Here is an 11,154-nt window from a genome sequence, read left to right as displayed (position 1 = left end):
TGTAACCTGTACTTACGACAAATTGACCAAATATTCCGGGGCCCTCGTTCATCTGCCCGAACGACTAACCTCCGGATCGACGCAAAAAGGGGGTCACGCCATGGGGCGCGGCCGTCAAAAGGCAAAAGCAACCAAGCAGGCTCGGGAGATGAAGTACTTCACCCCGGCCACGGACTACTCGGCGCTGCAGCGTGAGCTCTCAGGACCGACGAGTCGTCCATCCAGTCGATATCCCGAGGAGCCGGCTGAGCCCGACTACTCGGCGTACGAAGATAAGTACGCGGATCAATTTGGCGACGATGACGATGATGAGGGTAACCGCCGCGTAGGCTAGCGGTAATTTCCTCAACGACGTTGGCCAATTGCCTCCTTCAGCGGATCACCTTAGGGTGGGTCCGCTGATTGGCGTTAAGCCTGTAAGTAGGTTTCTCTTAGGTCAAGGCCCCGCACCGGCGTATCCGGTGCGGGGCCTTGCTCTACCCGGCCGGAGCGCTCAGGCGTAGGTCCCGACCAAGCGGACGGCACCGCCGTCGACGCCCTTGGCGCCCTGCACAAAATCGGAATCGGCGCCGGACGGCGTTTCAATCCCGCCGACGGTGCCCATGACCCATGCAGGGACGCCGCGGGCCGCGAGGCGCTCGAGGGCGGCCTCCGCGCTTCCTGCATCGACGATCGCCACCATGCCGACACCGAGGTTCAGCGTCCGTTCAAGGTCCGGCTGAGGCACGTTGCCCAGTTCAGCGATCAGCTTGAACACCGGCGGCAGTTCCCAGGTGGAGCGGTCCACCGTGGCCTGCAACCCCTTCGGCAGCACACGGGCCAGGTTTGCTGCCAACCCGCCGCCGGTCACGTGGCTGAAACCATGCACTCCGGCCGCCTCGTAGCGGGCGAGGTCAAGGCAATCCGCGGCGTAGACGCGGGTAGGTTCGAGCAGTTCCTCGCCCAGGGTGCGTCCCAGTTCGGAAACCTGGCGTTCAAGCTGCCACCCGGCATGGTTGATGACGCGGCGGACCAGGGAGTAGCCGTTGGAGTGGATCCCCGAAGATGCCATACCGATGACTACGTCGCCGCGGCGCACCCGGTCCGGGCCGAGGAGCCGGTCCGCCTCCACCACGCCCGTGGCAGCGCCCGCGACGTCGTACTCGTGCTCACCCAGCAGGCCCGGATGCTCGGCGGTTTCCCCGCCGACCAGCGCCGTGCCGGCCACCTCGCAGGCCGCCGCGATGCCGCGGACTATGTCGGCGATGCGCTCCGGCACCACCTTGCCGCAGGCGATGTAGTCCGTCATGAACAACGGCTCGGCTCCCACCACCACGATGTCGTCCACCACCATGCCCACGAGATCGAAGCCGATGGTGTCGTGGATGTCCATGGCCTGCGCGATGGCAACCTTGGTTCCGACGCCGTCCGTGGACGTTGCGAGCAGCGGCTTCCGGTAGCTGAGCAGCCGCGAGGCATCGTAAAGGCCGGCGAAACCGCCCACTCCGCCCAGCACCGACGGATTGTGGGTGGCCTTGACGGCCGCCTTCATCAGTTCAACGGCTTTATCGCCGGCTTCGACATCCACTCCTGCGGACGCGTAGGTGATGGAGGTGGCGTTCATACGGCTTCTTTCTTTTCGGCGTCGGTAAGCAGGTTCTCGTATTCGCTGTCCGGTCCCGGGTCACAGCCGTTGGATCCGGCGGCTTCCGCGGGATTGGCAGGTTCCAGCAGGTTCTTCCCCAACCGGTCCGCGGCGGGCAGTTCGATCGGGTAGACACCGGTGAAGCACGCCGTGCACAGCCGTTCCCGCGGCTGCAGGGTCGCATCGATCATGCCGTCTTCGGAAATGTACGCCAGGCTGTCCGCACCGATGGACGCGCGGATTTCCTCCACGGCAGCGCCGTTGGCGATCAACTCGGCCCGGGACGCGAAGTCGATGCCGTAGAAGCACGGCCACTTCACCGGGGGAGAGGAGATCTTCACGTGGACCTCGAGGGCGCCGGCTTCGTGCAGCATCCGGACAATGGCACGCTGCGTATTGCCGCGCACGATGGAATCATCCACCACCACTACCCGCTTGCCGCGGATTACCGATTCGAGGGCGTTCAGCTTCAGTTTGATGCCGAGCTGGCGAAGGGTCTGGCTGGGCTGGATGAAGGTACGGCCAACGTAGGAGTTCTTGACGAACCCGTGGGCAAAGGGAATGCCGGACTCCTCGGCGTATCCCACTGCCGCCGGGGTGCCGGATTCCGGAACCGGGATCACGATGTCCGCCTCGACCGCGTTTTCCCGTGCCAGCTGGCGGCCCATCTCTACCCGGGATTCGTAGACCGACCGGCCGGCAATGGTGGCGTCGGGGCGGGCGAGGTAAACGTACTCGAACACGCAGCCGGCCGGCGTCGGCTCCCCGAAGGTGCGGCTGCGGACCCCGGATTCGTCAATGGCAATGAATTCGCCCGGCTTGATCTCCCGGATGAAACTGGCTCCCACCGTGGCGAGGGCGGAGCCTTCGGAGGCCACCACCCAGCCACGCTCCAGCCTTCCAAGCACCAGCGGCCGGACGCCGTAGGTGTCCCGCGCGGCGTAGAGGGTGCCCTCATCCATAAACACAAAGGAGAACGCGCCGCGCAGTTTCGGCAGCAGCTCCATGGCCGTGTCCTCCAGGGAGCGTCCGTCGCTGCCGTTGAGCAAAGCGGTGACCAATGCCGTGTCGGAGGTGTTGCCCTGGGCGATTTCGCCGGAGCGGGGCCGGCCTTCGCGCTCGAGGATCAGTTCATACAGTTCAGCGGAGTTGGTCAGGTTGCCGTTGTGCGCCAGGGCCACGGTGCCGCTCGCGGTGGCGCCGAGGGTGGGCTGGGCATTGGCCCAGTGGGAGGCTCCGGTGGTCGAATACCGGCAGTGCCCCACCGCAATGTGCCCCAAAAGTGTATTGAGCGTGGTTTCGTCGAAGACCTGGGATACCAGCCCCATGTCCTTGTATACGCTGATGCGGTTGCCGTCGCTGGTTGCTATGCCGGCGGACTCCTGTCCGCGGTGCTGCAGGGCGTACAACCCGTAATAGGTAAGCTTCGCCACCTCTTCGCCGGGGGCCCAGACTCCGAAGACTCCGCAGGCATCCTGCGGGCCTTTTTCTCCGGGCATCAGATCATGGGAAAGCTGTCCGTCTCCACGTGCCATGTGTGAATTGTCTCATGGACAACCGTCGGCGCGGGCTGTGCGCGCAACCGTTACGACGACGGCTGTTCCCGGCTCTCCGGTTCCGCGGGATCTACGCTTTCCACCATGGACCGGCGGGCCCTGCGGACACTGATCCAATCCAGGATGAGGGCGGTCAAGGCGCCCAGCAGCAGCCCCGGGAGGCCGAACATGACGGTGAAGAACCCGAGGGTGGCTTCACGCGTGAAGCTGGGGTTCTCGGCCCCGCCGTAAGCGACGAAGAGGGCAGCAATAAACCCGGCAACCACGCCCAGTGCCAGGAAAGGGACGAAACGGGGAGCGCGGCGGACCGTAATCTCGCGGCGCTCAGGGCTGTGCTGCTCGGAAACCATGCTTCGATTCTACCGGCCGGGCACTCTCCCGCTTGCCGATGGAAACCAGGCGCGGACGGGACGGATCCCGGCCGGGGATCCTAGGACCCGGTCCGGAAGAGCGGCAGGACCTCGGAAAGGTCCGCGCGCAGCCCCGAGGCGGCCACCTTCCCCGCGGCAACGGCGTCGGCCCAGGACTGCCGGCCGGTGACCAGCGCCAGCCAGGTGGCGCCGTCGGTCTCGATGACGTTCGGGGGAGTGCCGCGGGTGTGCCGGGGGCCGGCCACGCACTGGGTCACCCCGAAGGGCGGAACCCGGACCTCGACGCTGTTGCCGGGGGCGCGTTCGGCAAGTTCCTCCAGGGCATACCGCACTGCCATGGCAGTGGTGCCGCGGTCAGTTGCCCCGGCTGCCGCTGCCTGCAGGGCGGCCCTGCCGTCTTCGCCCGAGATCCGGCGCCGTGCCACGCTTCTAGCCCAGCAGCGCCGTGACCGGCGCACCCAGCCGCAGGCTTCCCACGGGCTGTCCGCCGCCGAGTACCGGCTGCATGATCTTGGTCAGCACCTTCTCCACGGCCAGCGGATCGACGGCGCCGCTGGCAGCCAGCAGCGTCAGGCCCACCAGGGATGCGGCGCGGGTATTGCCGTCGAGCATCTTCAGCGCCACGGCAACGCCGGTGTCGGTGCCCAGCACCAGGACACCCTCGGCGCCGTTCTTGGCGATGATCCCCAGGTCCTCCATCACAACCGAGTTCTCGCGGCCGTGGCCGTGCACCGCCCACGGGTAGTCGAGCATCGCGGTGGCAACCGTTGCCGCACGGGCGTTGCCGTGCTTGCCGGACGGCGCCTTGGCCAGCCGGCCGATGCCGCGGGCCAGCCCGGTCAGCGAGACAGCGGCCAGCGGCGCGCCGCAGCCGTCCACCGCCCAGTGCTGCACGGTTTCACCGGTGAACTCCTCGATCACCTCTGCGATGCGGCGCTGCAGCGGATGCTGGGGATCCAGGTAGGTGGCGTGGTCCCAGTTGTTCTCGGTGCACGCCCAGAGGAAGGCGGCATGCTTGCCGGAACAGTTGAATGCGATCCGCTGAGGCCCCTTGCCTTCGCGGATGAGTTCATTTCGAGCCTCGGTGTCCTGCGGCCAGTCCTCGGGGCACTGCAGGTGCCCCTCGGTGACGCCGGCGGCGGCCAGCATGCCGCGGACGACGTCGGTGTGTTCCCGGGAGCCGACGTGGCTGGCGGCGGCAAGTGCCACCTGCGGCCCGCGCAGCGGCACCCCGGACTGCATGGCCGCGACGGCTTGGAACGGCTTGAGCGTGGAGCGGGGGAAGATCGGCGTGGTGATGTCACCGAGTGCCGTGACCACGGTGCCGTCGGCGGCCATCACGACGGCGGAGCCGATGTGGCGGGATTCAATAAAACCGTTGCGCTCCAGCACTGCCAGTTCAACGGCGTCGGACGCGGTAAAAGTTGCGTTCATGTTATTCAGTCTAAAGGGGTGCGGGGGGCGAACCGGCGATGACGGCCCCGGCACCGCCGTCGATCTCGCTGCCCCCCGCCGTTCCTCGGTATGCGCCGCACCGCTGCAGCGCCCGCACTTCCACTATCGATCCGCCTCGGGGCTACCTGCAAGGGACGCCGGCCTGCAGGTACCGGACGAATGGCAAATAGGTAGCCACGGATGCCAAGCTGCCGCGGGCAGGCATCCCGGCGGGCAATCCGTGCCGCGGCGTCATGTTGGGCAGGTGCTTTCAGGCGGTCCATCCCAGCAAGTACCCTGATCTACTGTGAAGGTTCTCGTAGTAGGCCCCGGCGGCCGCGAACATGCCCTTGTCCGAGCGCTCCTAGCTGATCCCTATGTCCGCGAGGTCCACGCGGCACCCGGGAACGCAGGCATTGCCCAGCTGGTGCCGGTCCACCCGGTCGAGGCCACCGACCCCTCCGCGGTCACGGAACTGGCCCGCTCCCTCGGTTCCGACCTGGTGGTCATCGGGCCGGAAGCACCGCTCGCGGCAGGTGTGGCCGACGCGCTGCGGGAGGCGGGGTTTGCCGTGTTCGGTCCGTCACGGGCCGCCGCCCAGCTCGAAGCTTCCAAAGCCTTCGCCAAGCAGGTCATGGCGGCCGCCAACGTTCCCACGGCCATGGCGCGCATGGCCGGCACCATGGAGGAAGCCGCCGACGCACTCGACACCTTCGGCACCCCGTACGTGGTCAAGGACGACGGGCTGGCCGCGGGCAAGGGCGTGGTGGTGACTTCGGACCGGAACGAAGCACTGGAGCATGCCCGCGCCTGCTTCGAGGCGGGCGGAACCGTGGTGATCGAGGAATTCCTGGACGGCCCCGAGGTCTCGCTCTTCGTGCTCTCGGACGGACGGCATGTGGTGCCGCTGGCTCCGGCCCAGGACTTCAAGCGGATTTTCGACAACGACGCCGGCCCCAACACCGGTGGCATGGGCGCCTACTCGCCTGTGGACTGGGCACCGGCCGGGCTGGTGCAGGACGTAGTCCGCCGGGTTGCGCAGCCGACCATCGACGAAATGGCTTCCCGCGGCACCCCTTTCGTGGGCGTGCTTTACTGCGGGCTTGCCCTGACGACGCGCGGGGTGCGGGTCATCGAATTCAACGCCCGCTTCGGTGACCCGGAGACGCAGGCGGTGCTGGCCCGGTTGAAGACACCGCTCGGCGGGCTGCTGATGGCGGCGGCCAAGGGGGAGCTGGACGCCATGGAACAGCTGAAATGGGACCCGCGCCCCGCCGTCGCCGTCGTGGTCGCAGCAGAAAACTATCCGGGCAAGCCGAGGACCGGTGACCGGGTGCGCGGGCTGAAGAAAGCCGGGCGGCTGGAGGGCGTACACGTGCTGCACGCCGGGACCAAGCTCAAGAAGGACAAAGTGCACAGCGCCGGCGGGCGGGTACTTTCCGTTGTCGCGCTGGGTTCGGACCTGAACGAGGCGAGGGACCGTGCCTACGCCGGCGTCGATCTGATCCGGCTCGAAGGGTCCCAGCACCGCACCGATATTGCCCTGAAGGCTGCCCGCGGCGAAGTGCGGGTTCCGGAAGGCAGCTCGGGGCAGCCGGGCAGCACCGCCGAGCCGGAGGCCGAAGTGGCCCGCGAAGGGAAACTCGCATGAGTGACGGTACGGGCCGTGCGCCCCAGCTGCCCGGCTGGCGGCATGTGTATTCGGGCAAGGTGCGCGATCTGTACGTGCCCGAAGGGGACGGGGACGACGCCGGCCGCGTGCTGGTAGTGGCCAGCGACCGGATCAGCGCGTATGACCACGTGCTGGCCAGCACCATTCCGGACAAGGGCCGGATCCTCACCCAGCTCAGTCTTTGGTGGTTTGACCAGCTGGGGGACATCCCGAACCATGTGATTTCCGCGCGGGAGGGTGTTCCGGAGGCGGTGGCCGGCCGGGCGATGATCTGCAAAAAGCTGGAGATGTACCCGGTGGAGTGTATTGCGCGCGGTTACCTGACCGGCTCCGGGCTGGCCGAGTACCAGGCCTCCCGCACAGTATGCGGGTTGCCGCTGCCTGCCGGGCTGGTGGACGGTTCGCGGATTGAACCGGCCGTGTTTACCCCCTCGGCCAAGGCCGAGCAGGGCGAACATGACGAGAACATCACCTATGAGGCAGTGGTGGACACAGTGGGCCCCGGCACGGCGGAAGAGCTGCGTACGCTGACGCTGCAGATCTACACCCGGGCAGAAGCCGTCGCACGGGAACGCGGGATCATCCTTGCGGATACCAAAGTGGAGTTCGGAAAGGATCCGGTGACCGGTGCGGTCACTTTGGGGGACGAAGTGCTGACCCCGGATTCGTCCCGTTTCTGGGACGCGGCACTGTATTCACCCGGCCAGGCCCAGCCGTCCTTCGATAAGCAATATGTGCGGGACTGGCTTACCTCACCGGCCTCGGGCTGGGACCGGTACTCCGATGCGCCGCCCCCTGCCCTCCCGGACGACGTCGTCGGACGCACCCGGAGCCGGTATGTGGAGGCCTACGAACGGCTTACCGGGGAGAAGTTCGTCTAGTCCCGGCATGTGCTCTTGGCACCTTAACGCAAAAGGGCCGGTCAGATTTCTCTGACCGGCCCTTTCTGGTCGGGGTGACAGGATTTGAACCTGCGACCTCGTCGTCCCGAACGACGCGCGCTACCAAGCTGCGCCACACCCCGTAACCACTGTTCCGCTGAAGTGTTTGACGACCTCGCGAAGCAACTTTACAAGGATACTAGACAAATCCCGATTCCGCGAAACGGACGTCTTGAACCTCTCCGGCGGCCCCTGCGGAAGGCCGGTCCGGAGCCCGATCCGGGCTTAGGTGTCCCGCGCCGTCAGGGTCAGCAGGACTGCCTCGGGACGGCAGGCAAAGCGCACCGGTGCGTAGCGCGAGGTGCCGATGCCGGCGGAGACGTTCAGCGGCACCCGGCGTCCTGCGTGTGCCCAGGAGGTCAGGCCGCGGGCCTGCCAGGTCGGCAGGTCGCAGTTGCTGACCAGGGCGCCGTAGCCGGGAATGCAGACCTGTCCACCGTGGGTGTGCCCCGCGAGGATGATCTCGGCGCCTCCGCCGGTGAACTCGTTGAGCACGCGCTGATAGGGAGCGTGGGCGACGCCGATCTTCACTTCGGGTGCTGCGTTGTTTCCCGGGGATGGGGATACGCCGGACGGAGCAAAGCCCTGATATTTGTCCCGTCCCAGGTGCGGGTCATCCACTCCGGAAAAGTTCAGGCGCAGGCCGGGCAGGTCCATCACACTGCTGGTGTTGGTCAGGTTCTGCCAGCCGGCGTCCTGGAAGGAGTCGAAGAGGCTGCCCCAAGGCAGCTTCTCAGGTTCGCGCCGATGCTTGGAGGGGCCGGTGAAGTATGTGAACGGATTCTTCAGGACCGGGGCGTAGTAGTCGTTGGAGCCCGGGACAAAGACGCCCGGGAAACGCATCACGGGTTTCAACGCCTCAAGCACGGCTGGTACTGCCTGCGGGTGGCTGAGATTGTCGCCGGTGTTGACTACCAGATCCGGTTCCAGCTCAGCCAGGCCCTGCAGCCAGCGGACTTTCCGCTCCTGTCCGGGAACAAAGTGGATGTCCGAAAGGTGCAGGACCCGCAGGGGAGCGCTTCCGGTCGGCAGGACCCGGACGGTTTCTTCACGGACACCGAAGAGGTTCCGTTCTATCAGGGAGCCGTAGGCGAAGGCCGCAGCGCCGGTGCCGGCGAGGCCGCCGGCCAGCCATGCTGCCTTCCGCACCACGGAGGTGAGGGTCGAATCAGCCACTAGCCGTTACCGCCGCCGTTACCGCCGCCGTTGCCGCCGCCGTTACCGTTGCCGCCGCCTTCACCGCCGCCGTTACCGCCGTTACCGTTGCCGCCACCGTTACCGTTGCCGCCGCCTTCACCGCCGCCGTTACCGCCGTTACTGTTGCCGCCGCCGTTGCCAGGCCCCTGATCTGCGGCAGGGGATGCCGGCGGGGAAGCCGGCGGAGTGGCGCGGGGCGGTGCCGTGTTGCCGACCATGCTCGCCGGGGGAGCGGTAAACGCGTTGGCTTCGTACTGGCCGGCAATCCGCTGGATGTAATTCTTCCAGGAGGGACCGGCGATCAGGGAGCCGTCGATTTCCGGGTAGGTCCGTCCGCCGATCAGCTTGTCGGACATGGTGGTGTTATTGGCTTTCCAGTTGCCGATCCACGAGGCGGTGACCATTCCGGTGCTGTAGCCCATGAACCAGGTCTGCGAGCGGGTGTCGTTGGTGCCGGTCTTGCCGGCGGTGGGAACACCGACCTGCAGGTTCACACCGGAACCGTTGGTCATCACCCGCTGAGTGGCCATATTGACGCCCTGGGCAACCTCTTTGCGCATCACCTGCTCGCAGGACTGCTCCGGAACCGGATATTCGGTGCCGTCGGCGCCGGTGACGGACTCAAGCGCAATGGGGTCACACTTCACGCCTTCGGCGGCAAGAGTAGCAAAACCGGTGGCCATGGACAGCGGAGAGGCGTCGCCGCCGCCGCCGAAGGTGGACGGCGGGTCGACGGAGAGCATGTCCTCTTTGCCTTCCGAGCTCTTGCCGTTGTGGATTCCTGCGGCAAAGGCGATTTCCTGGAAGGAGCACAAATCCAGCTGGTTGATCTCCGCGAGGGTGATGGTGTTGTAGGACTGCGCCAGGCCGTCCAGGACGGTGGTGCTCTTGTAGTTCGTGTCGCCGTAGTTGATGGGCGTCCACGGTTCAAGTGCAACGTAGCGGCCGCCGGGCAGGCACTTGGCGTTCCAGGAGTGCCCCGCGGGGTAGGTGCGCTTGGACCCGTTCAGGGTGGTGTTCAGGGTTTTGCCCGAATCCAGCCAGGCAGCAACTGTGAACGGCTTGTACGTGGACCCGGGCTGGAAACCACCCAAGCCGTTGAGCGGTTTGCTTGGATCACCGTCTTGGTTGACGTCCACGTTGAAGTTCTGGACGGAGTTGCCGTCCGCGAGTTCCGGCGTGTACCGGGTGTTCTGGGCCATGGTCAGGATCTTGCCGGTGCCCGGTTCGATGCTGACCATCGCGTGGCCGATCTCAGCGTCGGTGGTGTCCGGATTGGCCGTTTCGTTGACGGCTGTCTGCGCGGCATTCTGGAAAGTTGGGTTCAGGGTGGTCTTGATGGTCAGGCCGCCGCGCTTGAGCAGCTTGTCCCGATCTTCCTCGGTGGCGCCGAAGTTCTCGTCGTTGAGCACAAGGCGTGTTACGTAGTCACAGAAATAGGGGGCCTGTGAGGCACCAACGCAGTTGCTCGATACCGGCGTGATCTGCAGGTCCAGTCCGGTGGCAACAGCGGCGTCGAAGTCTGCCTGCGCAATGCGGCCCTTATCCAACATGGCCTGGAGCACCAGGTTCCGGCGTTCCAGGGCGCGCTCGGGGTTCAGCTCCGGGCTGTAGAAAGTGGGACCGTTGACGACGCCGGCCAGCAGGGCCGACTGGGCGATGGTCAGGTCCTTGGCATCAACGTTGAAGAAGTAGCGGGCCGCAGCCTGGACGCCGTACGTGGTGCCGCTGAACGGAACGATATTGAAGTAGCCCTCAAGGATTTCGTCCTTGCTGAGCTCTTTTTCCACCGCAATTGCAAGCTTCATTTCGCGAAGCTTGTCGCCAACCGATTTACCGCCGCTGAAAACAACTTCCTCGTTGTTCTGCATGTTGGTGTCAATGATGACGTTGTTTACGTATTGCTGGGTGATGGTGGAAGCACCGCGCGTGCTGTCACTGGTGGCATTGGACACAAGGGCCCCCATGATGCCCTGCAGGTCCACCCCGCCGTGATCGTAGAACCGGTCATCCTCGATGGCCAGCATGGCATCCACCATATTCGGCGACACCTGGTCGAGGGTCACCGGCTGGCGGTTCTCCTCGTACACCGTGGCGATCAGGGAGCCGTCGTTTGCGTAGATCTTTGACGGCGTGGCCAGTGCCCCGCGTTCCAGCTCCGAGGGAAGCTGGTCAAAGAACTGGATGGATCCGGATGCGGCTGTGCCTGCTGCTGCGGCTACGGGAACCAGGAGACCGGCAGCCAGGACTCCGCAAAGAGCACTGATGCCGAAGAACGCGACGAGCTTCCCGAGAGTGGTCGCCGTGTCAAAGAACGGTGATTTGCGTGCTGCCATGCGAGACAGTCTACAAGCACGTT

10 protein-coding genes and 1 tRNA gene are annotated in these 11,154 nt (G+C 65.8%); 3 read left to right on the top strand and 8 right to left on the bottom strand.

Annotation, left to right across the window (positions count from 1 at the left end; genetic code table 11):
• Nucleotides 1–100 precede the first annotated feature (100 nt).
• Nucleotides 101–334, top strand: a complete 234-nt coding sequence (locus tag NNX35_RS03155; RefSeq protein WP_146361664.1) for a DUF3073 domain-containing protein — start codon at nucleotides 101–103, stop codon at nucleotides 332–334.
• A gap of 159 nt (nucleotides 335–493) precedes the next feature.
• On the opposite strand, the gene purM is transcribed toward NNX35_RS03155, so the two are convergent.
• The 5 genes from purM to NNX35_RS03130 all read right to left on the bottom strand — a co-directional run bounded on the left by purM (nucleotide 494) and on the right by NNX35_RS03130 (nucleotide 4,985).
• On the bottom strand, nucleotides 494–1,603 hold the full coding sequence (purM, locus tag NNX35_RS03150) for a phosphoribosylformylglycinamidine cyclo-ligase (protein WP_255765079.1): 1,110 nt from the start codon (nucleotides 1,601–1,603) through the stop codon (nucleotides 494–496).
• Entirely contained in the window at nucleotides 1,600–3,159 is a 1,560-nt protein-coding gene (gene purF / locus NNX35_RS03145) for an amidophosphoribosyltransferase (RefSeq protein ID WP_255765078.1), read from the bottom strand. The genes purM and purF overlap by 4 nt, the downstream gene beginning before the upstream one ends.
• A 50-nt stretch (nucleotides 3,160–3,209) precedes the next feature.
• Nucleotides 3,210–3,530 carry a hypothetical protein gene (locus NNX35_RS03140; protein WP_255765077.1) on the bottom strand — a complete coding sequence of 107 codons (321 nt, stop codon included), beginning with the start codon at nucleotides 3,528–3,530 and terminating at the stop codon, nucleotides 3,210–3,212.
• Between the two features lie 80 nt (nucleotides 3,531–3,610).
• A complete protein-coding gene (locus NNX35_RS03135; protein WP_255765076.1) occupies nucleotides 3,611–3,976 on the bottom strand; it encodes a sterol carrier family protein in 366 nt (121 codons plus the stop codon).
• Between the two features lie 4 nt (nucleotides 3,977–3,980).
• Nucleotides 3,981–4,985, bottom strand: coding sequence for an asparaginase (locus tag NNX35_RS03130; RefSeq protein ID WP_255866957.1), 1,005 nt, complete (start codon nucleotides 4,983–4,985; stop codon nucleotides 3,981–3,983).
• A gap of 307 nt (nucleotides 4,986–5,292) precedes the next feature.
• Here NNX35_RS03130 and purD point away from each other — a divergent pair, with 307 nt between their 5' ends.
• A complete protein-coding gene (gene purD, locus NNX35_RS03125) occupies nucleotides 5,293–6,636 on the top strand; it encodes a phosphoribosylamine--glycine ligase (protein ID WP_255866956.1) in 1,344 nt (447 codons plus the stop codon).
• Nucleotides 6,633–7,538: a phosphoribosylaminoimidazolesuccinocarboxamide synthase gene (locus NNX35_RS03120; protein ID WP_255866955.1), complete on the top strand. Its 906-nt coding sequence runs from the start codon at nucleotides 6,633–6,635 to the stop codon at nucleotides 7,536–7,538. Before purD ends, NNX35_RS03120 begins: the two co-directional genes overlap by 4 nt.
• Before the next feature lie 66 nt (nucleotides 7,539–7,604).
• Here NNX35_RS03120 and NNX35_RS03115 read toward each other — a convergent pair.
• From NNX35_RS03115 to NNX35_RS03105, 3 genes are all read right to left on the bottom strand, one after another.
• A tRNA-Pro gene (locus tag NNX35_RS03115) sits at nucleotides 7,605–7,681 on the bottom strand.
• Nucleotides 7,682–7,823: 142 nt separating this feature from the next.
• Nucleotides 7,824–8,774 (bottom strand): metallophosphoesterase, encoded by a 951-nt coding sequence (locus NNX35_RS03110; protein ID WP_370646933.1) that lies wholly within the window; start codon nucleotides 8,772–8,774, stop codon nucleotides 7,824–7,826.
• Nucleotides 8,774–11,131 (bottom strand): transglycosylase domain-containing protein, encoded by a 2,358-nt coding sequence (locus tag NNX35_RS03105; RefSeq protein WP_255866954.1) that lies wholly within the window; start codon nucleotides 11,129–11,131, stop codon nucleotides 8,774–8,776. Before NNX35_RS03105 ends, NNX35_RS03110 begins: the two co-directional genes overlap by 1 nt.
• Nucleotides 11,132–11,154 lie beyond the last annotated feature (23 nt).

Origin of the sequence: Arthrobacter sp. zg-Y844, from assembly GCF_024385465.1 — a bacterium.
Lineage (GTDB): Bacteria > Actinomycetota > Actinomycetes > Actinomycetales > Micrococcaceae > Arthrobacter_B.
The sequence above is the reverse complement of the archived record's forward strand: the minus strand, read 5'-3'. Positions and strand labels throughout refer to the sequence as shown.

Coding starts and splice junctions, on each gene's coding strand:
- NNX35_RS03105 (WP_255866954.1), bottom strand. CDS start 11,131: ATGGCAGCACGCAAATCACCGTTCTTTGACACGGCGACCACTCTCGGG.
- NNX35_RS03130 (WP_255866957.1), bottom strand. CDS start 4,985: ATGAACGCAACTTTTACCGCGTCCGACGCCGTTGAACTGGCAGTGCTG.
- NNX35_RS03155 (WP_146361664.1), top strand. CDS start 101: ATGGGGCGCGGCCGTCAAAAGGCAAAAGCAACCAAGCAGGCTCGGGAG.
- NNX35_RS03120 (WP_255866955.1), top strand. CDS start 6,633: ATGAGTGACGGTACGGGCCGTGCGCCCCAGCTGCCCGGCTGGCGGCAT.
- NNX35_RS03140 (WP_255765077.1), bottom strand. CDS start 3,530: ATGGTTTCCGAGCAGCACAGCCCTGAGCGCCGCGAGATTACGGTCCGC.
- purF (WP_255765078.1), bottom strand. CDS start 3,159: ATGGCACGTGGAGACGGACAGCTTTCCCATGATCTGATGCCCGGAGAA.
- purM (WP_255765079.1), bottom strand. CDS start 1,603: ATGAACGCCACCTCCATCACCTACGCGTCCGCAGGAGTGGATGTCGAA.